This is a genomic window from Methylobacterium sp. C1 (assembly GCF_001854385.1).
In the GTDB taxonomy this organism is placed as follows: domain Bacteria; phylum Pseudomonadota; class Alphaproteobacteria; order Rhizobiales; family Beijerinckiaceae; genus Methylobacterium; species Methylobacterium radiotolerans.
In genome coordinates this window covers 1802663-1824801 of sequence record NZ_CP017640.1, presented here as the reverse complement: position 1 = coordinate 1824801, position 22139 = coordinate 1802663, and the positions used below count along the sequence as shown (strand labels likewise).

The 22139-nt window shown below is 70.8% G+C and carries 17 protein-coding genes; 7 read left to right on the top strand and 10 right to left on the bottom strand.

Features of this window, described 5'->3' with window-relative positions:
• Positions 1-7: 7 nt before the first annotated feature.
• Positions 8-397 carry a heme utilization protein gene (locus BKE41_RS08515; protein WP_070999102.1) on the bottom strand — a complete coding sequence of 130 codons (390 nt, stop codon included), beginning with the start codon at positions 395-397 and terminating at the stop codon, positions 8-10.
• Positions 398-1026: 629 nt separating this feature from the next.
• Complete coding sequence (locus BKE41_RS08510; protein WP_127991230.1) at positions 1027-1206, bottom strand: hypothetical protein; 180 nt, start codon at positions 1204-1206, stop codon at positions 1027-1029.
• 158 nt (positions 1207-1364) lie between these two features.
• On the opposite strand from BKE41_RS08510, the gene BKE41_RS31135 reads away from it, so the two are divergent.
• The 3 genes from BKE41_RS31135 (at position 1365) to BKE41_RS32585 (ending at position 2512) form a co-directional block, all read left to right on the top strand.
• Positions 1365-1697 (top strand): hypothetical protein, encoded by a 333-nt coding sequence (locus BKE41_RS31135; protein WP_127991231.1) that lies wholly within the window; start codon positions 1365-1367, stop codon positions 1695-1697.
• Between the two features lie 122 nt (positions 1698-1819).
• Positions 1820-2050: a hypothetical protein gene (locus tag BKE41_RS08505; protein ID WP_070999099.1), complete on the top strand. Its 231-nt coding sequence runs from the start codon at positions 1820-1822 to the stop codon at positions 2048-2050.
• Positions 2051-2263: 213 nt separating this feature from the next.
• Positions 2264-2512, top strand: a complete 249-nt coding sequence (locus BKE41_RS32585; RefSeq protein ID WP_312892383.1) for a hypothetical protein — start codon at positions 2264-2266, stop codon at positions 2510-2512.
• Positions 2513-2568: 56 nt separating this feature from the next.
• Here the strand turns inward: BKE41_RS32585 and BKE41_RS08495 are convergent, their stop codons facing one another.
• Entirely contained in the window at positions 2569-2808 is a 240-nt protein-coding gene (locus tag BKE41_RS08495; RefSeq protein ID WP_070999098.1) for a hypothetical protein, read from the bottom strand.
• A gap of 951 nt (positions 2809-3759) precedes the next feature.
• On the opposite strand from BKE41_RS08495, the gene BKE41_RS08490 reads away from it, so the two are divergent.
• Together BKE41_RS08490 and BKE41_RS08485 are read left to right on the top strand one after the other, a co-directional pair.
• Entirely contained in the window at positions 3760-3948 is a 189-nt protein-coding gene (locus BKE41_RS08490; protein ID WP_070999092.1) for a hypothetical protein, read from the top strand.
• Between the two features lie 784 nt (positions 3949-4732).
• The gene (locus tag BKE41_RS08485; RefSeq protein ID WP_070999091.1) at positions 4733-5449 is read left to right on the top strand and encodes a recombinase family protein; all 717 of its coding nucleotides are present in this window, start codon (positions 4733-4735) and stop codon (positions 5447-5449) included.
• A 2-nt stretch (positions 5450-5451) separates the two neighbouring features.
• On the opposite strand, the gene BKE41_RS30805 is transcribed toward BKE41_RS08485, so the two are convergent.
• From BKE41_RS30805 to BKE41_RS08465, 4 genes are all read right to left on the bottom strand, one after another.
• Positions 5452-6078 carry an HGGxSTG domain-containing protein gene (locus tag BKE41_RS30805; protein ID WP_107645297.1) on the bottom strand — a complete coding sequence of 209 codons (627 nt, stop codon included), beginning with the start codon at positions 6076-6078 and terminating at the stop codon, positions 5452-5454.
• A gap of 274 nt (positions 6079-6352) precedes the next feature.
• On the bottom strand, positions 6353-9178 hold the full coding sequence (locus tag BKE41_RS08475) for an AAA family ATPase (protein WP_159392740.1): 2826 nt from the start codon (positions 9176-9178) through the stop codon (positions 6353-6355).
• 400 nt (positions 9179-9578) lie between these two features.
• Entirely contained in the window at positions 9579-9926 is a 348-nt protein-coding gene (locus tag BKE41_RS31130; protein ID WP_127991233.1) for a hypothetical protein, read from the bottom strand.
• Entirely contained in the window at positions 9923-11077 is a 1155-nt protein-coding gene (locus BKE41_RS08465; protein ID WP_245295928.1) for a tyrosine-type recombinase/integrase, read from the bottom strand. The genes BKE41_RS31130 and BKE41_RS08465 overlap by 4 nt, the downstream gene beginning before the upstream one ends.
• A gap of 585 nt (positions 11078-11662) precedes the next feature.
• On the opposite strand from BKE41_RS08465, the gene BKE41_RS08460 reads away from it, so the two are divergent.
• Positions 11663-13117: an FAD-binding oxidoreductase gene (locus BKE41_RS08460; RefSeq protein ID WP_070999083.1), complete on the top strand. Its 1455-nt coding sequence runs from the start codon at positions 11663-11665 to the stop codon at positions 13115-13117.
• Between the two features lie 205 nt (positions 13118-13322).
• On the top strand, positions 13323-14714 hold the full coding sequence (locus BKE41_RS32580; RefSeq protein WP_348628364.1) for a hypothetical protein: 1392 nt from the start codon (positions 13323-13325) through the stop codon (positions 14712-14714).
• 542 nt (positions 14715-15256) lie between these two features.
• Here BKE41_RS32580 and BKE41_RS31125 read toward each other — a convergent pair.
• From BKE41_RS31125 to BKE41_RS31120, 3 genes are all read right to left on the bottom strand, one after another.
• Positions 15257-15400, bottom strand: a complete 144-nt coding sequence (locus BKE41_RS31125) for a hypothetical protein (protein ID WP_159392739.1) — start codon at positions 15398-15400, stop codon at positions 15257-15259.
• A 596-nt stretch (positions 15401-15996) separates the two neighbouring features.
• Positions 15997-16245, bottom strand: coding sequence for a hypothetical protein (locus tag BKE41_RS31585; protein ID WP_199825835.1), 249 nt, complete (start codon positions 16243-16245; stop codon positions 15997-15999).
• 4905 nt (positions 16246-21150) lie between these two features.
• Positions 21151-21381, bottom strand: coding sequence for a hypothetical protein (locus tag BKE41_RS31120; RefSeq protein WP_070999079.1), 231 nt, complete (start codon positions 21379-21381; stop codon positions 21151-21153).
• Positions 21382-22139: the final 758 nt, after the last annotated feature.

The window sequence follows — 22139 nt, the reverse complement described above, 5'->3', positions numbered from 1 at the left end:
AGAAAGCCTAGCTGGAACGCTTCGCGCTCCAACTACCGCTGCACTCGACCAAGCCCCCAGACGTGCGCCAAGTGCCGCTACCGCTGCCCTTCGCGGTCAGACTGCCGGCGATCGGCACCTTGTTCGAGCCTTGGGTGATGGTGGCCTGCACGGCGCCGGCCGCCGAGACACCGCCATCGATGTCGACCTCCTCCCCGGGGATCGACGCGTCGCTGTCCTTAATCTGTACCTTATAGCTCGTGCTGGCCGAGCAGGGTCCCTCCGCAGTGGTGGCGACGATGGTCCAGGAGCCGTCGAACTGGTTCGGTACCTGCACCTTCTTCGTCGCGGCATCCGCTGGGAGGAAAGCGCCTGCCGTCAGGCCAGCCGCGAGGATAAGGATCGGGGTACGTGCCACAGACTGCTCCGGAGATCGCGCCGCCGGAGACGGCTACGCCATCGCAGAACGGATGTGTCGGCTCGATAGTTTCAGCGGCTACCTAGATCCCGCTGCGGCCGAAATACGAGGTGCTCCGGCGGCTCTTCGGAGGGCGCCACTTCCGCGAGCGTTTCGACCTTCGGCAACCTTCTGTTAACCATAACGGCCGAGGTAGCTCCCGGCGACCGGCTGGGGGGCTGAGCGCCGGCAGAGCAGCACCGAGACCCGGATGTACGGTCTCGCGGTGCGGCCTCGTCGGCGCAGTCGCATCAAGCCCGCACCTGGAACACCAGGGCGGGCTTCTATCGTCATATCAGGGGACGGACACCGCCCGCCTTAGGTGAGCGCCTGCGGATGCAGCGACGGCGTGCCGGTGTACGTGTCCGGCTTCAGCGGACAGCCCCCATGCGATTTCCGATGGGACATTGATCGGCGAACATCGGGCCTGCTGTAGGTACCAAGGATCATCACCCGGCCGTGACAGGCGGGGCAGCGTTTAAGCGAGGCAGAGTGGGCGACCGCGGCTTCGTTCAAGCTGACGGCACGCCATAACCCGTCGACCTTCACCTCGCAGGTGAGCGGCTCATCCACCGGCATGCTCTACGCCGTCAGACGCGGACTTCTTCCGCGGATAGGCCACCGACCCGCAGGTGATCGGGGATGTCGCCGTGGTCGTAGTACCCGGCCTCGTGCGCCATAGCGTCGAGCGCGGCGATCGGGTCGGATGCCGAGCCGGTCCAGAGGATTGCGCCCGTCGTGGCCTGACGGATCTGGAACACCTTCATCATCGGACCCTCAAGCTTCGGCGTATGGTTAAGCGCCATTGCCGCCGCTCGTTCCGAGGTCGCTTGCCGAACGAGAGTCAGCGACGGTGCACACGATCCTCACGATCGCGTGGGCTGACGCCAAAGTCGCGCGCCATTGATCTAGATTGCACACAATCGATATGGATCATGATGCGGGCCAGCGAGACATTAAAGGGTTGCACGTGGATCGGCGCGTTTCCTCAACGGAAGATGGTGATGGTGAGCGTCTTCCAGTTCCGACGCCTGACGCTGTAACCGAGCTGATCGTCGCCTTGTCGATCTGCGCAAAGTCACTCGACCAGCTGGCCGATGAGGTGGTCCAGTGTGCCTCGCATGCGAACGATCCCAACGCGCGACAGGACCTTTTGGCGGCCGCACGGGGTCAACGCATCCGGGTCCTTGAGGTGCAAGGCACGCTCGCCGCTTTAAGCGGCGCTTTGGTCGAACGAGATGTTGCGGACAAGCGGCTTTGAGGGCTGCGTTCATCAGATAGGTCTGACCGCGCCGAGATAGGCCGATGATAGGACGGCAGCGACGAACCGTTAGAATTTTGTATGCGGTTGGGACTGCCGCGATAATCCATGCGTTACTAAGCATGGCCATTACCGATCGCTCCGCCCGCACCATCGCGACGCTGAAACAGCTCGCCCGTGAGCTCAACGTTCCGGTTGAGGCGTTCCTCCGAGCGCCCGCGGAGGGCGAGGCAGGAGACCTACTGACCCTCGTGCGCCTTTGGTCCTCGATACCGGACACAGAGGGGCGTCGCCGGGTCCTCAGCGTAGCGCGCCAGGAAGCGGAGCAATCCGAGGGCAAGGAGCGCGCCTGATCCGTCCCGATCCATGATGGGCAACCCCGCTTCTGGCCGCATGGCTTGACGGTCACGCTTGCCGTAGCCAGCGGGATGGCTTCCAGTTTCGCACCCACCATGCTCCCAAACGCCGCCGCTCTGTGGCGCAGCTCGCTTGAGGATCTGTCCGAGCACGCCTCGCCGTGCCGGTATCTCCTCCCGGCTCGATGGGTGGCCCTCCGGACGAACGCGATGGCCTTCTGCGAGAAGTTCGGCGCCGAGGCCCACCGGCACGGCTGGACGGCGCCGGAGCTGTTCGCGGTGCATCCGGAGCACGGCACCCTGCGCGTGGACTACTGCGGGGTGCTCATGGTGGTGAGCGAACCTGCCCGCGGTGTCGAGGCGCAGCGGATCCTGTTCGAGCGGCTGACCGGCTACCGGAACAAGGTCGGCCAGCAGTGGGGCACTCCGATCTGGGAGTTCGCCAGGAAGGCTCACTGACGCGAGAGGTGGGGAGCCCCGGCAGCCTCGACACAAGCGATTAGGCCCAGGTCCCCTCAAGCCTCGCTGTCGGACAAGCCGGACGACGATAAACCGTGCCGCTCCTCAAGCTCGGCTCGGCCGGCTTCGGTGATGCGGTACTCGACGTTCTTCGTGTCCGGATCCGTCCGACCGGTAGCGACAACCAAGCCCAGCACCTCCAAGCGTCGCATGTAGCCGCTCACCTGATAGAAGCGAGCGCCGGTCTGAGCGAGCGTGCGGAGCCGGTAGAGGCTGCCAGGCGGGAGCTTGTACATCGCCCACCAGTATAGCCGTTGACAGCTCGGACGTCAGGGCGACCGGCGCCGGTGCGCGACCTGCGCTCGCCGCCGAGCTTTACCAGAACCAGATGATGCGGCCGGACATCGCGTAGATAACGAACCAGAGCCCGACGGCCAGGACGATCGACGCCACGACGACGGCTAGATGAGGCTTCCCGCGGCGGCTATCGGGGCGAACAGTAATAATCTAGTCCTTTAATGACGAATCATGAGTCTTGAGTGCCCAAACTTCTGAATGTTATTATAAAATTTCTGCAGATAAAAAATAATCTATGTTGTTTTTCGATAATTATATCGCTGCTCATCATTTGATCATTTGTTTGATGCGCAGTTATATTACAGAGATAGCAGGCGATCTCGAAGCACTCGCCTACAGCGATGCACTCAGCCCGCCCGGTCCAGCACCGTGGCGGGCTCTTTCACGAGAGCACGACGGTCAGTTCATCGCCTTGGGCCGATCCCCAACGAAAGGGCCGATCCCGGCGGCCTCGACCGTTGTGAGGAAGGCCGCGCGTGTGCACCCACATCCGTAGCGAATGTGTCCTGCCACCGCGTACAGCCGGAGAAGTGGATCACCTCCATCCGCCACCGATCCTGCGTACCGGCAAGGCGGTAGATCTCGACCTCAACCTCATGCCCGTCGCAGGTGAAGAGACCTGATAGGGGCGAACTCTCAAACTCGTAGTCCTCGTCGTCCACCCTGCCCGCTCCGTGCCGCCGAGCAGGCCGCCCGCCCGGTCTCAACCTGGGACATGTGCGTAGAGGATGCTCACACGATCCGGCAACTGACGCTGGCCATCTAGGCATGCGAGCTGCGCTGGGTATCGGCTCCTACAGGTGAGGCAATCGAGACCCATGCCGTCGCAGAGCGCATCCCTACCTCCCACCGCTCGAGGCGAAAAAGCTGGTCGGCTTGCAGCGAGCGAGATGATCAAGACGCTGAGCCCGGAGACAGGCAGCGTTCAGGGCCTTGTGCGCCGGATCGAGGAGGTCGGGATAATCGTGGCCCAAGAGCATCTGCGAGTCGGCGCGCTACCGGCTGAGGTTCAGGCGTGGCACATCGGCTTCCAAGCGGGGATGAGCCTCGAACTCGGAGTTTACATGCGCCGCTTTTGATCGGGCAACGGCTCCCCCGCCTCATGAGTAGATCGGGCCGCCAAGGTGTGTGGCTGGGCCGCTCTGGCAATCGACCAGCCGCCGGGCGATGGTTGCGCATGTCGGCGCCCCCGGATCAGGCATGCGAAGTGAAGGTGGATGGCGCTTGGCGCACCGTCAGCCTCGACGAGGCGCATCTCCGGCACCGCGACGACCTCAAGCGTTGCCCGGCCTGCCATGGGCGTGTGCTCATCATGGGCACTTACGGGTCGCTCCGGCGCTTGGCCATGGCGCACCGCCGCGGACATGATGGCTGCCCTTTGAGGCCGCTGCACTACCAAGGGGTGGCAACGCGGCATCCTGAAGCGGTCGAGTAGGCGCTCGGCGACGGCACGGCTCGATATGAAGGCGCACCTCGTTCCGTAGCGGGCCGTGGTGCGGACGATTCGCGCAGCCAGCGTCCGCTTATGGGGCATCAGCACAGTCAGCTGAATGACGGAATCTGCTTGATAGGAGGCGGTCCGCTCTTCTGGCGGATCGGCTCCTGAGCGGACCAGCCGACGGCGGCCCAAAGGACGCAGGCGACGGCTCGGACAATTTGTCCGAAACGCTTCAACGAGCGCAATTTTGTCCGGGCGTCTGGCAAGCGCTGACAGATCGCTGCGAGGGTGTACCCGGGGGGCCGGGGGCGCCTGCGTGGTGCGACGATCAATGACGCCGCGACGCTCACCCAAGCATCGTTGACATCGAGTCGTACCGTATCATCATGAGCAATCACCGTTGCATAGAATGATATGGTCATTCGATGACCCATGGCCGCTTCATCTCGTACCTGCGCGTCAGCACTGATCGTCAGGGCCGATCCGGGCTCGGGCTGGAGGCGCAACGTGCAGCCGTCACCGACTATCTGAACGGCGGCGCCTGGACGCTGATCGCCGAGGTCGTCGAGATCGAGAGCGGTGCTAAAAGTGATCGACCGGAACTGACTCGGGCGCTGGCGCTGTGCCGGGCTCACCGCGCCGTCCTGCTGGTCGCCAAGCTCGACCGTCTCGCTCGCGACGCGCACTTTCTGCTGGGCCTGCACAAGGCCGGCGTCGACTTCGTCGCCTGCGACATGCCCGCGGCCAACCGGATGACTGTGGGAATTATGGCCGTGGTCGCCGAGGAGGAGCGCCGGATGATCTCGGCACGAACCAAGGCGGCGCTCGCAGCCGCCAAAGCGCGCGGCCGCGTGCTCGGCGGCTTCCGCGGGCGGGCCGGCACGGCCGAGGACGCCGCAACTGCCCGCGCCGTTGCCAGGAGCAAGGCCGACATGCGAGCTGCAGCGCTGGCGCCGATCCTGGCGCAGCTCGACCCCGACGGCACCGCTCCGCTAAACGCCCTAGCGCGAGCGCTAAGGGCCGCGAACGTGCCGACCCCGCGAGGGAGCGGCACCTGGACGCCGACGGCCGTGGCGCGCCTGCGGGCGCGTTTGACGCCGCCCTCCCCCACTACACTGTCCCCTGAGCCTGTCCGTTCATAAGCTCAGTCGAACAGCCCGCCGACCAGCGGTGCATCCGGGACCGGTTCGACGACGGCTGCGGCATCCTCGGCGTCGAGGCGTGCGAGGTGGGTACGGAGTTGCGCCCGCAGCGCGTCGAGCTCGGCCTTCTCCGGCGTTGGCGCGGTGGGCGTCTCCGCCATGATCGAGTCCAGCCACCGACGTGCTTCGAGGGCGACGCGCCCATGCGCCCGCTCGCGCGCTCCACCCGGCTTGTGGGTACGCCGCCACGCCTCCAGCCGCGCCAGCTCGTCTGCGGTCATCGCCGCGATCGCGGCGCGGCGCTGCCGGCGTTTGCGCGCTTTTAGTGCGTCGCTGCGGGGCTTGCCCGTGGGCAAGCCGTCAGGGAAGCCCGGCGTGTGCCAGCCAGCTGCCCCGTCTCCGCGCGGGGTGGCGCCGCCGTGCAACTTGCAGCGCGTCCGGCCTTTTGCAGGCATCTGCCGGCAGGGCTCACCGGTCGACTTCGCCTTGGCGCCACAGATCGGATGCAGGTGGCGTTGGCTGTTGAACCGCCGCAGCGCCGCGTCGGCGATTGCGCGGAACTCGGCCGAGTATGACCAGACGTTCGCTTTCCTCGGGTTGCCGGTTCCGGCTGGCGATCGTCGCTTCATGGCACGGTCTCATGAGCTATGAGTGCCGGGGCGGGCTTTTCTTCGTGCCCGGACATTCTGTCCGCCGCTCGGGCATTCCGATCCCAAGGACCCTGGAGGGGTGGGGGCGTCGTCAGCGCCCCACCCTCCCCTTTAGGGTCGACGACGCTGACGACACTGATAACGTTGAAATCATTGAGCTTTTTCCGCCGTCGTCGGCCTCGTTCAATTGACGACGCTGACGACGGCGCCTGCGAGTGCCAAAAACGCAATGATATCAACATCGTCAACGTCGTTAGGTCGAGGTTTTCGACAAGGCTGACGAGGGCGGTTCTCGACCCCCTTCCACCTCGTCGGACGACGCTTCGACGACTGCGAACAGCGGGTCGTTGGCGCGCGCTCCGGCCCGTTCCACCCGCACCCGGACTTTCTGTCCAGCGTGATTCGCGAGTTGGCCGCGGCCGCCGAGGCGGGTGACCAAGAAAAGCCGTACCGTGTTCGGCGCCGTACCGCGGATCAAACCACGTTCGCGCAGCCGTTCGGTGAGGTCGGGCAGGATGGGAGCCAACGGCCCGCGCCCGATGCCGCCGAGCACGTCGAGCACCGCCGCGGCTGCACCATCACAGGCTGCGACCTCCCGTTGCTCGCGTGCCGCCTCTCGCAAAGGCGTCGACCCGATCCGTACGGGCCGCAGAATCGGCGCCTCGTCCCCCTGCGCCTGGAGGAGTTCGGAGGGGCCCATCTCGAAGGCGTCGCGAGGGTCGAGCACCAAACCGCTGCCATTGCCCACCCGCACGCTCTCGCGGCGAAAGATGATCGGCCCGTCGGGTTTGCGACCGTGGCTGAGCTTGGCGTAGGTCATCGCAACATGGTCGCGCGCGGACACGCCGTAGAACTCCGCCTCCTTGGCGGTCAGAGTGTTCAGCGTGACCATCGACCGGACCTTGGCGGCGATGGCGGACGACCCGCGCGCCGCGTTCATGCTCCCGGCCTCGGTGCCGCCGCTCTTCGAGGTGTGGTGGATGACGTTGATACACACGTCCGTAGCCGCGGCGATGCGCACCAGGATCTGCGTGACGGTATCGCAATCGCCGGCGTCGTTCTCGTTCAGGCCCTCGGCCAAGCCAGCGAAGGGCCCGAGCGCCACGTAGACCGCTCCGGTCTCGCGGATTCGCTGCATCAAGAGAGTGGCACCGTCGGCTGGCACCAGGACGCCTGTCTCCCGGTCGCGCCGGGCGATCCGCAAGAAGCCGTCGCCGACCCCTGACCACAGCGCGATGGCGTGGCGCATCCCGGTCAGGCCGTAGGCGCGCTGGCCGGCCACGAGCCGGCGTCGCATCTCATCGAGGGGATCCTCGGCGTCGTACACGATCACCGGGCCGGATCGATGCAGCCGCTCGGGCGAGACGAGGTCCTCGCCGCGCAGGATGCGCTCCTCACCGCTGGCGATCGCAAGAGCATCGAACAGCGCCAGGGTCGACTTGGACGTGCCCGGCTCGGCGACGACCAATAGCAGATCCCCGCACGGGCAGCGCGGGTAGATCACATGTCGACGGGTCGGAATGGCCCGGGCATCAATCACTCCAGTGATCAGCTCGTAGCCGCGTGGCTCGGCGACTGCGGCTAGCGCCGCGTCGAGCGCCGGAGGCGCCGGGACCTCCGCCGGCGGCGAGTAGGCGCGAGCCCGCGCCGCCTCGGCGGCGAGGCTGTCATCCAGTGCGCCGTCGTCATTGGCTGCCCCCGAGATCTCCCACGCGAACCGCCAGGCGTCGAAATCCTTCGGTGCGAGCGCTCGACGTGCAGCGATGCGCGATGCGTTCGCGACGAGGTCGGCACGGCTCCAGTCTTCGGCGGGCGTCGATCTCAGGGGCTCCCCATCCTCATCAAGCTGATCGAACCTAATCCGTGCGTGCTCTGCTTGAAGCGAAGCCCAGTCGAGGCCGACGGCCGCTGCCAAGCAGGCAATCTGGGTCTCGCGGGAAGCACCCGCTGGCACGGCCGGCCCGTCGAGATATCGGCACAGCCAAGCGATCGCTTCGGCCTCGGTGGGCCGTCGCACATCCGGATCTCCTTCGCCGATCACCGCGTACGGGCGATCACTTATCGGCCCATACTCTGGCGCGCCGCCGAAGCCGATCTCGCCGTCCCCCTCGACGGCCCCGAACTCCTGGATGAGCGAGAGTGGATCGTGCCCGCGCTCGGTACCGAAGTCGTAGATCCCGTCTGGGTAGACACACAGGTCCTCCTGGAGGACGTCCTCGCGCCAGAGTTCGCCGCTAGTGATCCGCCAAGGACCCGTTGTGGGATCGGGCGTCCAATTGAATAGATTTGGCACCCACGCCTCGCGGCGGGCTACGACGGCGCGCATCACCGCACGCTCGGGATCGATGCACCCACCGACCTGATCCCTCCCACTCGACCGCTGGGTGTTCGTGGGTCTGCCGCCAGCTTTAACGAGAAAAACCGCAATACTGCCGAGCAGATTGTCGAGGTCTTCTTTAGTGAGAGCGGGGATGTCCGCGAGTGTGCGACCGGCGAGTCCCGGCGCCTCTAGGCCGTACAGTGTCCCGCTGGGATGGCGCCCGGCGATGACGAGGTGCTGACCGGCCCCAAGTAGCTCGACGGCGTGAGACCCGCGGTTCTCCGGCAGCGTGAATGCAATGCGCCGCTTGCGGGAGGGGGTGTCGGTGCGGAACAGGATCGCCACGCGCGGCGAGCCGTCACGGGTGCGCACCAGCGCACCAGGTCCAATTCTCTCCCGCGCGAGCTCGGCGACTTGCGCGGCCAGCTCTAGATCATCGATGTCGATGTCGAGGGCGCGCAGGACAGCGGTGCGGATGCACAGCCCTGCGTTCGGCCAAGTCCGCCACAACGCAATGTTGTCGGGTGTGGTGACGTGCTGGGTCCAACGCTCGAACCCGAACCACGAGCCATCGCTGAAGCAGCCAGGGATCTTTCCGCGACTCCCCTCAAGATGCTTTGATACGGCGGCGCCCGGCGGAATCACCGGTAAGATCGCCTCCGTCAGGCCGGCTTGCACGAAGTCATCGACGACGCGAGCGAACGGCGATAGCGGCTCTGATGAGATCAGACATGGCGGAGCGGAGATCACGTTCGCCATCATCGCAGCGCGGCGCGGGCCGCCTCGGATCGCTTCGCCCGAGCTGCAGCGCCACGATTCCCAGGCCGCCAAGGCTCGGCGTTTTCGACCAGCGTGAGCACACCCGAGGTCTCGACGACGACCCGACCGGCGAGGCGCCGGAGCGTGAGCCGGCCATCTGAAGCGAGGCGGTAGATCGTGCTCCGCGAAAGCCCGGTCACCTCGGCCGCCACGTCCATCCGTAGATGAGGGCGCTTCTGCCACGGGATGGCGTCTGGACGCTCGCGATGCTTAGGGGTTGGACGTGACATGCTACAGCCTGCCTCTGTCTGATCTGTCTGACGACAAAGAGACACGGCCCCGCTGACACGTCACGACGGGGCTAAAAACAATCTGTTATCTTATTCCAAACTCAGCATAATCATTCGAAAGTCCATCTGCTATCTTTCCGACGCTCCTGCCGCTTGCGTGCCTCGCTGCGGTCCCGGCGGAGCCGCCGCTTCACAGTCTCTTCCTTGATCGCATTCCCTGCTGCCGCTTCGGCCAGCTGCTTCGCGAAATTGGCTTGGCGGAAGCCAATCTCCATCTGGATGATGCGCAAGATCATCGGCTTCAGCGCCACAGGTGGGCGCCCGCGTCTCTCGGGTTTTCGAACTGGGGGATCGCCAGAGCGGCTCGTTTCCGGATCGTAGGACCGGCTTCCGGGCGGCCGACCGCGGAGCTTGCCGGATTTCGTCCATTTCTTCTTGGCGCGCTGCCGCTCCGTCACGCTGCGGCTCCGTCGACAGGCTGCAGCGTAGCGACTGCGCTCGGCGCCAGGGGCGTGACGGCTCGACGGGCGATCTCCTCCGTCGCCTCGACGATGTAGGCGGAGTAGTGCTCCTCAATCATCTGCACGCTGGTGTCGTGCAACGCCGCGACGAGCCTCACCGGCACGCCGGCACTCAGCGCCCGTACGATCGAGCTATGGCGCAGGCATAGCATGACTGTCCCAGGAGGCGCCTCTGCGCGGGTCCGGGCTCTGTCCCATAGGCGCAGCGCTGCCGAGGCCGTGGCCCAAGGCCCCCTGTCAACCCGCTCCCAGGTAACGGGTCCGACCTGTCGATGGCGCCAGTGCAGCAAAAGCGGCTCGTGTCCGCGCCGGCCGGCAAGGGCAACCTGGAGCCGCTCGATCACGTCGGCTCCGACCGGCACGGCAATCGGCGTCGGGCGCTTACCGGCGCGGCCCTTGTTCGAGGGTGGTACCATGATCCGACCACGCGCGACCTGCACGTCGCCCACAGTGATCCTGGCGACCTGAGAGTGGCGAGCCCCCGTGGCTGCCATGACCAGAACGAGCCGCCCGAAATCGCCGGTCTCGTCGACAGCAAAGGCCGCGTCGACAAGGCGGCGGATCTCAGCATCGGGCAGGACCTGCTTGCGCGCGCTCGACCCTGCCGAGTTCGCCTTCGTACCGGCACGGATCTCGGCGGCAAGCGTGGCTGGAAGCACGCGACGATGGTGTTCTGCGGCTGCGTTGAGCGCAGCGCGCAGGTCGTTCAGCAGCCGGTTGACGGTCGTGGGTTGCAACTCGCTCGATAGACGCTGTCGCCAAGTCCGGATGGTGCTCGCGTTGAGCTTCGCCAACTGCGTCTCGGCGAAGGCTTGATCGGAGAGGACGTGCTTTCCGAGGCGCTTCTCGGCGTCCTTCCCCGCTGTGGGGGCACGCTCTGAGCGAGTGGCGACATAGGCTTCGACGGCCGTACGCACGGTCGGGACCTCGGCATCGGCCCCCTCCCCTTCACCGTCGAGACGACGTACCTGAGCGCGCGCCCAGTCGATGGCTGCCGTCACGGCAGCTGGGTACGAGAGCGCATCCGGATCCGAGCCAGGATCGTCAGCTTGGGCGAGGCGTTGCTCGACGCGGTTCCCATCAATCACCAGCTTGACGATCCAGGTACCCGGTCCTCGCGCTGGCTTGCGGTAGCCCAGGCTGACGCCGCCTCGGCCTCCCGAAACACCCTGCCAGCGTGGGTTCTTGGCTGACGGAAGCCGGACCCGCTTGGCGACACTATCGAAGCTGCTAGGCTTTGACATCGATCGGTCTCACAGAGCGTCTCACACAGACAGTGAGGCCAACTATGATAGCGGGAGACGAAAAAAGCGAGCGCACAGAGGGAAGTGTGGAGTTCACTTCTGTCCGCTTTGTCTCGTGGCGGCCCTTTCACGGCGAAAACACGGGTTCGATTCCCGTAGGGCGCGCCAGAGTTTTCAAGAACAGCGTCCAGACCGGTTCGAGCGCCGTCCGGGTTGCCTCCGTCCTGGAGATCCGCCGACGGCCGGAACGGTCCGCCACCGGGCTGTTGACCGCGCCCTGCCCTTGCTGCTGATTGCCCCGCGTCGCACCGGCGGGCGGCGCACCGTGCGCGATCTCACGCCGCCGGATCCGGACCCGTCGCAGAGTTCTCCGGCGGGCGATCCGGTCGCCCCATCGGCGCGGATCGAGGGCGGGCATCGAGGGCGGGCATGGCCGGAACGGGACCGAGCAGGCGCGGGATCCTCGCGGGCGGCGGCGCCGCGGCGGCCGCCGCGCTGCTGCCGCGGGCGGCCCGGGCCGCCCCGCGCACCATCCTGAACGACGCGAGCGGCCTCAACCCGACCCCGGTGACGCGGCACGCCGTCCTCCCGACGGGCTCGACCGACGTCCTGATCGAGGCCATGCGCGCCGAGATCCGGGACGCCGCCGCCGCCGGGCGGCCGGTCGCCGTCGGCGTCGCCCGCCACTCCATGGGCGGACAGAGCCTCGCCCGCGACGGGACCGCCGTGACCCTGGAGGGCGGCCCGATCGAGCCCGACACCGCCGCCGGCCTCTACCGGGTCGGGGCCGGCGCGCGCTGGGCGCAGGTCATCCGGCAGCTCGACCGGATCGGGTTCTCGCCCGCGGTGATGCAGTCGAACAGCGATTTCGGGGTCGGCTCGACCTTCAGCGTCAACGCCCACGGCTGGCCCGCGCCGTACGGCCCGTTCGGCTCCACGGTCCGCGCCCTCCGCCTCATCCTGGCCGACGGCAGCCTCGTGACCTGCTCCCGCACCGAGAACGCCGAGCTGTTCGGGCTGGCGATGGGCGGCTACGGCCTGTTCGGCGTCCTGGTCGACCTCGTGGTCGAGATGGTGCCGAACCGCCTCCTGACGCCGACCTTCGCGGTGATGCCGGCCGCCGCCTTCGCCCCGGCCCTCGCGGCGGCGGTGGCGCGCGACGCGCGGCTGCGCATGGCCTACGGCCGCCTCTCGGTGGCGCGGGCCGGGTTCTTCGACGAGGCGATCCTCGTCACCTACGCGGAGGCCGAGCACCCGCCGCAGGTCCTGCCCGCGGCGGCCGCGCAGGGAGCGTTCTCGGCCGTCTCGCGGGAGATCTACCGCGCCCAGGTCGGCAGCGAGCTCGGCAAGCGCGCCCGCTGGATCGCCGAGACCCGGCTCAACCCGGCCCTGGATCCCGGCCTCGCCACCCGCAACAGCCTGATGAACGAGCCGGTGGCCAACCTCGCCTCGCGCGACCCTGGCCGCACCGACATCCTGCACGAGTACTTCGTCCCGCCCGAGCGCTTCGACGCGTTCCTCGCCGCCTGCCGCGAGACCATCCCGCGCTCGGGCTGCGACTGCCTCAACGTCACCCTGCGCTACGTCGCGGCGGACCCGGATTCGAGGCTGGCCTACGCGCCGGCCCCGCGCATCGGCGCGGTGATGTCGTTCTCGCAGGGGCTCACCCCCGGCGACGAGGCCGCGATGATGCGCATGACCGAGGCCCTGATCGAGCGCGTCGTGGCGATCGGCGGGGCCTATTACCTGCCCTACCGCCTGCACGCCCGGCGCGACCAGATGGCCCGGGCCTATCCCGATCTCGACACCTTCGTGGCGGCCAAGCGCCGCTACGATCCGGGGCTGCTGTTCCGGAACGCCCTGTGGTCGACCTACATGGCCTGAGCGCGAGGATCCGCATGACAGTCTCGCTTCCCCGGGCGGCCGCCCTCGCCTTCGCGGCCATCCTGCTGTTCGCCGCCGCCACCGACTACGTCCCGGCCTTCCGGGACGCGGCTGAGCGTCTCAGAGCGTTCGGTCGAACGTCTTCAAAGACCGCCCGTCCTCGTCCGATCTGTGGGGCGCCGCGCTGTGGTCGCGGTCGGCCGCCGTGACCTTCCTGCGCGCCTTCGGGGCGATCTACCTCCTCGACGGCGTCGTCGGCGTGCTCACCGGGTCGAGCTTCCTCGACCTGTCGCTGTTCCTGAAGGGTTTTCAGGACGGCCCGTTCCTCTCGAACGGCCCGCACCTGTGCTTGGGGCTCGCCGGCGTGGTGCTCGGCTGGTGGCCGTGGCGGGCGCGCCACGGTCGAGCGGAGCCGCGCGGCCCACCAGCCCTCAGCCGGGCGGCGCGGCCCGCTGGGCGGACCGCCGCCTGGCGCTCTGCTGCCTGCGCCCTGCCGGTCGCGGCGATCGAGGGGGGCTGCGCGGCCGCGCCCGACCCCGCCCTGCAGGGCCGTGCGGGGAGCGGCTCGCGCTTCGGGATCGCCCCCGACGGCTACAAGCGCGCGGCCGGCGACAGCTACCTGACCTTCCCCGAATGGGCCATCGTCCACGCCTACGCGGACCTCGCCGGGGTGACGCGATCCGCCTCGGAATCGGCCTTCGACTACGGGGCGGCCACCGCCGGCTCCTGGACGAGCCTGTGCGGGGCGACCCGGGCGGCCGGGCGCACCGGCGACGTCACCGCGGGCCAGGAGGTCACCAACTACGTGATCGGCCTCAGCTTCACGGCCGAGATGCTGATCCAGGGCGCCTACGAGCGCACCGTCGGGGCGCTGACCGCGCGGTGGCGGGGGCCCGAGCCCGCGGACGAGGACCGGTTCAACGCGCGGCTGCTCGCGGACTACGCCGCGTTCCTGCGCCAGACCCCCTGGTACCGCTACCCGTTCGACGCGGAGCTGGCCCGGCTCTGGCACGAGGTCCCGTTCACGCCGTCCCTGCGGGCGGTCGAGCGGCGCGGCGCCCTCACCCTGCAGTACGGGGTGAATTGGGCCTACGCGCGGGGGATCGCGTGGCTCGCCGGGATGCACCCGGCCGGCCTGACGATCCGCAGCGTCGTGGCGGGGCTCGACGCGGGCGATGCGACCGCCGACCCGCGCATCGCCTTCCTCGGGGCCGTCGGCCGACGGCGCCGGCCGCTGTGGAGGCGCGCGCTACGGGCCTTCACGGAGCTCGTCCGCCTGGACGCCCGGGCGGACCCTGCCGGAGCAGCCGGCCGGCGATCCTCACCACGTCCTCGCTCGGGGGCCCGGGCGGTCACCCTCGCGGGGGCCGAGCCGCTGTTCGCGATGCCGATCCAGTCCGAGCCGGGCTGGCAGCGCGTCGGCTACGACACCGCGGTGGAGCAGCTCGTCGCGCAGATCCGCGCCGTGGAGGCCGCGGGGGGCCGGTTCGAGCATGCAGACCGATCGCGTCGCGGCGCGGCTGCCGGTCGGCGCACGCGGCGCGCTCGCCGGTGCTGGCGTGACCCGGCCGACCGCCCTCTGCGGTCCAGCCTGTGATGGCGTGAGCGCTCGGCAACCCCGCCGCCCTGGCGGCCGCCGACGACGGCGCCCTGGTCTCGGCCGGCCGCGCGTATCTGGTGCTCCGGCCCGCGGCGCCGGGGGCGGTCCGGCGCCTCTACGCGGGCGGCGCCTGGCTGGTCCTGCCGGCGCCCGGGACCGGCTGCCTCGGCGCGCGCTGAGGACGAGGCCCGCGGCCCGTGCGCCGGGCGGCGTGCGGTGCTCAGGAGGGATCGGAGCGCTCGAGATCCTGCGCCTCGGCCCGGGCCCCGCGTCATCGGCGGCGATCAGCCGGATCCGACTACGCGCCCTTGTCGTGCTCGCGCCACTGATCCCCGAGCGCGGTCCGACGGGGACGGCGGCGGTGCCGACGGACCGGACGGAAGCGGGATCGACCGTCGCCCGCGCGTCGCCGTCGCCGCGGAAGCGCAGCAGCGCGAGGGCCTGCCGCTCGGCGTCGGCCGCGCAGGGCGGTGCGGGCGCCGCGACGGCGGCGGTCGGGCCCGTCGCGGCGATCAGCGTCAGCGCCCGCAGGATCCGCCTCATCGGCACGTGATCCCGTATTCGTGGACCTCGGGCAGATCGCCCTCGCCCGTCGTCGTCACCGAGAGCGTGCCGGCGGCCCCGGCATACCGGAAGCTGCAATAGGCGAGGCCGGTCCCGGAACAGCCGTCGACCTCGATCACGCCGCGCCGGGCGCATCCGCTCCCCGCGCTCGCGCTCGCGCAGCCCTACCGGCGTCCGCCGCGCGATCAGCGCCTCCGGGCTCGTCGATCGGGGCCCCGCGGATGCGGGATCGACCCGGGCCGCCGAACGATGACCTTGCCGGCGGCTCCAGCGACAGGGTGCCGTCCGCGCGCAGCGTCAGGTCGCCTACCGGGGCGGGCGACAGCTCGCCGTCCCAGAGGCGCACGCCGCCGGCCCGCGCCGCGATGCGGCCGACCGCGCCGGTCCGGCCGCACGTCCGAGGGGAACGAGCGCGCCGTCGAGAGGCCGACATTGCGTCGCGAGAAGAGGTTGCGCTCGGCCCTGTGAGGCGTGCGAAGCTGAGGCCGGTAGCTGGCGCAGGCCGCCTCGCCGAGGACGAACCAGTCCCGGGCGGCAACGGCTCGCGCCGCCTCGGACTGCGCCGGGGCGACCTCGCCCGGGCAGCCGGCGCGGCGGCCGCCCGCCCGGGGCCGCGGCAGCTCGCGAGGGGCATGAGCGAGGCCCTTCACGCGGAGGCGACCGCGGCCCGGGCCCTCCTGCGCGGCGGCCGGTCCGGCGAGCATCAGGCCGAGCGTCAGCGCCGCGACCCGAACGCCACGCCTGCGGGACGGCCCAGAGGCTGGATCAGGGACAGGATCAGGGACGGGAGCGGGGGCCGGATCGGGGCTGGGCGCGGTTCATCGTCACCAGCTGTCGGGGTGCCGCAGGCGGGCGGGCTGCCGGTCCGTCGGGCCGCCGGCGGGTCGGGCGCGTAGGGGGTCGTCAGGCAGGTCGAGAGCCAGGTCTCGGCCTCGGCGTCCGGGGCCAGTTCGACGTCGAGCACGGCCCGGGGGCCGGCGGGTGCGCCTGCCGCGCCGGCGGCCGGGGCGCGGGGCCGGTCACGGCCGCGCGGTTGCCGGACCCGGCACTCCGCGTCGTCGCTCCCGCCGATGTGCCGGCGCGACCGTGCTCGGCCTCGTCGACGACTCGCGCGACCGTGCGCGCCTCGGTGGTGTGGCCGCTCGCCCAGTCGCGACGCGGCAGCCGTCGCCGTTCTGGTAGCGGGCGGCTGCCGAGCAGCCGTAGCCCGTCTGCCGCGACGCAGGAAGGCACCGCGTCGAACCCCGCGAAGGGGCCGCCGGTGAACCGCGCCGCGAAGGCCCGCTGCCGCAGCGCCGCCGCGATCCAGTGCGGCCGGGCGAATGCTCGCGAGACGGCGGACAGGTCCCTGGTCCGTTGCCGGATCGCGCCAGCCGATCGGTGCGGCTCGGGGTCGGACGGAGCGCCGGCCGCGTCCAGGTCGCCGAGCCGCGTGTCCCGGGCCGCCACCCAGCGCTTCTGGCTGGCGACCAGCATCGGGCGATCCGGCGTCGTGCTCGTGCCGGCAAGCAGTCGCGGCCATTAGTCGAACCCAGGCGGCGTCGGCTTCCGAGGCCGCGTCGGCGCAGATCATGCGCTCGAGCGGGCTGGCCGCCTTGCGGCAGTCGATCGCCGGCCGAAGACGGGCGCAGGGGGACGCGCCACGGGGCGCCAGGAGGCGTCACGGCCGCCCCGTCATGACTGTGCATCTAACTCGCATCTGACTCGCATCGGGCCCGCGCCGGAGCAAGCGGAGCCGCCGCTCGCGACAGCACGAGGGATCCGGTGCCCGATCGGCATCGCGCGGCGCCCGGAGCGGTCGCCATCCGGGGCCGACTGCCGCGTCCGGCGCCGCCGCGTGACGGGCGGCCGATAGGCGGACGCGTCGCATCGATCCATGTGGGCGGCCCTCACTCGTTCTCCGTGCCTTGGCGGACTGCGGCGGCCGGTCCGGTCGGCGTCGGTCCGTACGGAGTGCGGAGGCCGCCGCGCGCGGGCCCGGCAGGGTCTCAGAGCTGCGGCGCGGCCTGGCCGGGGGCGCGGCGGCGGCGCCACGCGCGCGTGCCGGGGCTGCCGCGGGGCCGCGCCGGACGGCGGCGCCCGAGTCGGTGGCTCCGCGACCGCGCCGCGACGTGTCGCGCAGGAAGTCGCCGGTGCTGGTGCCGGCCTCCGGGCGTGGCCGGGGCGGACTCGCCCGGGGCGCGGGCGCCCGCCCGGCCGCCGCGCGCGGACGGGGCTGCGACAACCCGCAGGGGCCGGCGGGGCTTCCCGGCGCATCGGTGATCCGGACGTGTACGGCACCGTCTGACGTCCGAAGGTGACGCGATCGACGGGTGTCGATCCGGAGAGCTCGGGCCGCGCCGTGTAATATGCGACATCGCATCCTTCTTGGGCTCGCAGCCGTCAGCGCCCGGAGTCGCTTCTGCCCCCGGTCTCGTCGACCTTGGCCGCTGAGGTTCGGACTCGCGCCGCTGCTCGATGCGGCCGCCGGCGCGGCCGACAGTTCGATCTGGCGGCCCGCGACGCACCTCGCGTGGGAAGTAGTAGTGAACCTGGAGGAAGGTGTCCGCTGGCCGGGGCGCGCGGTCTTGCTCTCCACCTCCGCGCGGGCGAGGCGAGCGAACGTGAGGCAGACGGCAGGCAGAGCGGCAGCAGAGCGCGGCGGAGCGCCGAACCGAGCGCCGCACCGGGGCGCGACGCGGCGCGCCGCGCGGCAGGGTCGGTGCGCAAGCGGGGGTCGTTGGACGCTGATCAGACTACGTCTGCTTGGCGATGGAGGGCGCCGATCCGCCGTCGGCACGGTCAAGTTGCGGCGCGGCGGCGGGCGCTGCAGGCAGCTCTGCGGCGGGCGAGGCGTCAGATACGGTGCCGCGCATCGGCGGCTTTCGGGCCCGGGCGGCGCCGCGGGTGCCGGGACCGCGCCCCGGACGCGTGCGCAGGAAGTCGCGGTGCTGGCACCGGGTGGCATCGAGCGGACCGGGGCCGCCGCTCGGCGGAGGGCCCGCGCCGTCGGGCCGCCGCGCGAGCCGCGTCGCGGGCGCGGCGCTGGACACGCGTGCGCCCGCCTGCCCTCGCGCGGGCACGTGATCCGATAGTGATAGGTGGCCTTCGCCGGTGACGAAGGTGACGATACCGACAGGGCCGTTCGTCCATGCGGAGAAGTCCGGCCGGCCGTGTAGTAGAGCGTCGCGCGTCCCGTCGCGTCCTGGAGCGTCCCGCGCCGGTCTCGATGTTCTGTGCGAGGCCAGGAACTTCGCGCGCTGTCGATGTCGCCGCCGGCGGCCTGACCAGCTGATTGCGGGCCGGCCGGAACGCGGGCAGCCGCCGGGTCTCGTGGGTGGCGTAGCGTTCGAGGCGGACGCTGCCGGCCGCGGTCAGCTCGTGGACCCCGTAGGCCGGTCGGCGAGCAGAGCCCAGGAAGCCGGCTGAGCATCCGGCGCGCGGCCGTCCGTCGTCGCGACGCGTCGTGCCATGATCCTCCTCGATTGGACGGGTGGTCCGCCGCGCGGGCTCATTTCGGGCTCGCGGGGTCAGGACGGCTTTGCCGGCCGTCGTGCGGAATCGGACCCGCTAGGTGCTGTTCGCCGACCGGCGCTCGCAGGTGATGACCACGGGCCCATCGGATTGGGCATCTCGCAGGTGCCCTCACCTTGAAGGTGGACTGGTCGCGCTCGGCTACATCCCTCGTCGACGGCTGGTGCAGGGTGCCGCCCTCGACTCGAAGCGCTGTGGCCGAGAGCAGGAACGCAATGGCTTGCCGTGGTTGCCGAGATGAACCGGCCTCGGCTGCCGACCGACGGAGGTTCCCGCCGTCCGGGGCGCAGGTCGCGGTGAGGCCGTCCCGTCCATCATCAGGACTCGCAGCGCCCGAAGGACAGCTTCAGGGAACGTGCCGATGGCGGATCGCGCGCCTCGCGCTGTCGCAGGCGGAGTGCGAGCGACGCGGCGTCGCGGGACGGAGCCCGGGCCTCGGCGGCGGTTCGGGGCGGCGCGGTCCCGGCCGTCCCGCCGGTCGCCGCCGTGGCTGCCGGGCTGCCAGACGCAGAGCGACGCCGTATTGGCCCGCAGGGCGCCCTCGGGACAATTTCCCCTTCTTTCCTCCCTGCATCGGGAAAAGGAGAGGAGCAAAGGGATTGGCCCGAGCGGCCGCCTGTGGGACAATGACGGCGTCGCTCTGCCGTTGGCAGCCCGGCAGCCGCGCGGCTGGGACCGGCGGGACGGCGGGACCGCGCCGCCCGCGGACCGCCGGCCGAGGCCGGGCTCGCCCGCGACCGCCGCCGTCGGCGTCGCACCTCGCCTGCGACAGCGCGAGGCGCGCGATCCGCCATCGGCACGTTCCTGAAGCTTCCTTAGGGCGTGCGAGTCCTGATGATGGACGGGACGGACCTCACCGCGACCTGGCCCCGGAGGCGGTGAACCTCCGTCGTCGGCAGCCGAAGGCGGGTTCATCTCGGCAACCACGGCAAGCCATGGCGTTCCTGCTCGGCCACAGGGCTTCGTCGAGGGCGGCACCTCTGCACCAGCCGTGACGAGGGATGTCGCCGAGCGCGACCAGTCCACATTCAAGGTGAAGGCACCTGCGAGATGCCAATCCGATGCGGCCGTGGTCATACCTGCGACGCCGGGTCGGCGAACAGCACCTAGCGGTCGATTCCGCCCGCACGGCGGCAGCCGGTCTGACCTCGCGACCCGAGTGAGCCCGCGCGGCGGGACCAACCGTCCAATCGAGGAGGATCATGGCACGAGCGCGTCGGACGAGGGAGCGGCCGGGCGCCGGATGCTCGCCGGCTTCCTGGGTCTGCTCGCGGACCGGCCTCGCGGTCCACGAGCTGACCGCGGCCGGGCAGCGTCCGCCTCGACGCTACGCCACCCACGAGACCCGGCGGCTGCCCGCGTTCGCGGCGGCGCATCAGCTGGTCAGCCGCGCGGCGACGATCGACAGCGCGCGAGTTCCTGGTCCTCGCCAGACCATCGAGGCATCCGTCGGCGGGACGCTGCAAGACGTGAGCGGGACGCGCGACGCTCTACTACACGGCCGGCCGGACTTCTCCAGGACAACGCGTCGGTGATCGTCACCTTCGTCCCGGCGAAGGCCACCTATCACTATGGATCACGTGGCCGCTCGAGGGCAGGCGGGCGCCGCGGTGTCCAGCGCCGCGCCCGTGACGCGGCTCAGCGCGGCGCCCGACGGCGCGGGCCGCTCGCGAGCGGCGGCCCCGGCTCGGCTCGATGCCCCCGGAGCGGCCAGCACCGCGACTTCCTGCGCGAACGCGGTCCGCGGCGCGGTCCCGGCCACCCGCGGCGCGCGCCCGGCGCCCGAAGGCCGCCGAAGCCGCGGCACCGGTATCTGGCACGCCCGCACCGCCGCAGCAGCTGGCACCGCCGCGCCCGCCCGCCGCGCCGCAACTCTGACGCGTCGCCGACGGCCGGATCGGCCGCCCGCGCCCATCGCCAAGCCGAGGACGAGTCCCGTGCATCAGCGCCTCCCGAACGACCCCCGCTTTGCAGCACCGACCCGGCCGCGGCGGCGCGCCGGCGTCCGCGCCCTCGGTGCGGCGCTCGGTTCGGCGCTCCGCCCGCCGCTCTGCCTGCCGCTCTGCCTGCCGCTCTGCCTCACGTTCTGCCTCGCCCTGCCGGCCCGCGCGGAGGTGGAGAGCAAGACCGCGCGCCCCGGCCAGCGGACCTTCCTCCAGGGCTTCACCTACTACTTCGCCACGCAGGGGTGCCGGTCGCGGGCGGCCACGATCGAACTGGTCCGGCCGCCGCGCGGCGGCCGCATCGAGCAGCGGCGCGAGTTCCGAATCCTCAGCGGCAAGGTCGACGAGACCGGGGCGCAGATCCGGCAGCTGGACGGCTGCGAGGACGCCAAGAAGGATGCGATGTCGCTCTATTACACGGCGCGGCCCGACTTCTCCGGACTCGACACCCTGTCGATCGACGTCACCTTCGGGGACGGGTCGACGGTGCCGTACACGTTCCGGATCACCGTGCCGCCGGGCGAGCCCCGCCGGGCCCCGGCGGTGTCGCAGGCGCCCGTCCCGCGCGCGGGCGGCGCCGGGCAGGGGGCGCCCGCGCCCCGGGCGAGTCCGGCCCCGGCCCCCCGGGAGACCGGCACCAGCACCCGGCGACTTCCTGCGCAGACACGGTCCGCGGCGCGGTCGGGAGGCCACCGCGTCGGAGGCGGCGCCTCCGGCGCGGCCACCGCGGGCCGAGCCCCCGCAGCCGCGCGCGATGGCGCCGGGACCGCCGCGCCCCGGCCACCGGCCGCGCCGCAGCGTCTGAGACCCTGCGGGGCGGCGCGGGCGGGCCTCCTCGCACCGTACGGACCGACGCCCGACCGGGGACCCGGCGGCCGCGCGGTCGCCAAAGGCCCACGGCTAGAACGATGTGGGGCCGACGCCACATGGGATCGACTGCGGACCGCGTCCCGACAGGCCACGAGGGATCCGGCTCGCCCGATCCGGCATCGCGCGCGCCCGGAGCCGGTCGCCATCCGGGCCCGACTGCGCTGCGGCCGCCGGCCGCGTCGACGGGCGGCCGATACGGCGACGCGGTCCGCATCGATCCCATGTGGGTCGGCCCTCACATCGTTCTGCCGTGGCCTTGGCGGACCTGCGCGGCCGGGTCCCGGTCGGGCGTCGGTCCGTACGGGTGCGGGAGGCCCGCCCGCGCCGGCCCCGCAGGTCTCAGAGCTGCGGCGCGGCCGTGGCCGGGGCGCGGCGGCGGCGCCATCGCGCGCCGTGCGGGGCTCGGCCCGCGGGCCGCGCCGGAGCGCGCCCCTCCGACGTCGGTGGCTCGCGACCGCGCCGCGGACCGTGGTCGCGCAGGAAGTCGCCGGTGCTGGTGCCGGCCTCCCGGGGGCCGGGGCGGACTCGCCCG

Excerpts from the sequence above, each read along its gene's own strand:
- BKE41_RS08510 (WP_127991230.1), bottom strand. The coding sequence starts at position 1,206 with ATGATGAAGGTGTTCCAGATCCGTCAGGCCACGACGGGCGCAATCCTC.
- BKE41_RS31135 (WP_127991231.1), top strand. The coding sequence starts at position 1,365 with ATGGATCATGATGCGGGCCAGCGAGACATTAAAGGGTTGCACGTGGAT.
- BKE41_RS08505 (WP_070999099.1), top strand. The coding sequence starts at position 1,820 with ATGGCCATTACCGATCGCTCCGCCCGCACCATCGCGACGCTGAAACAG.
- BKE41_RS32585 (WP_312892383.1), top strand. The coding sequence starts at position 2,264 with ATGGCCTTCTGCGAGAAGTTCGGCGCCGAGGCCCACCGGCACGGCTGG.
- BKE41_RS08495 (WP_070999098.1), bottom strand. The coding sequence starts at position 2,808 with ATGTACAAGCTCCCGCCTGGCAGCCTCTACCGGCTCCGCACGCTCGCT.
- BKE41_RS08490 (WP_070999092.1), top strand. The coding sequence starts at position 3,760 with ATGATCAAGACGCTGAGCCCGGAGACAGGCAGCGTTCAGGGCCTTGTG.
- BKE41_RS08485 (WP_070999091.1), top strand. The coding sequence starts at position 4,733 with ATGACCCATGGCCGCTTCATCTCGTACCTGCGCGTCAGCACTGATCGT.
- BKE41_RS30805 (WP_107645297.1), bottom strand. The coding sequence starts at position 6,078 with ATGAAGCGACGATCGCCAGCCGGAACCGGCAACCCGAGGAAAGCGAAC.
- BKE41_RS08475 (WP_159392740.1), bottom strand. The coding sequence starts at position 9,178 with ATGGCGAACGTGATCTCCGCTCCGCCATGTCTGATCTCATCAGAGCCG.
- BKE41_RS08460 (WP_070999083.1), top strand. The coding sequence starts at position 11,663 with ATGGCCGGAACGGGACCGAGCAGGCGCGGGATCCTCGCGGGCGGCGGC.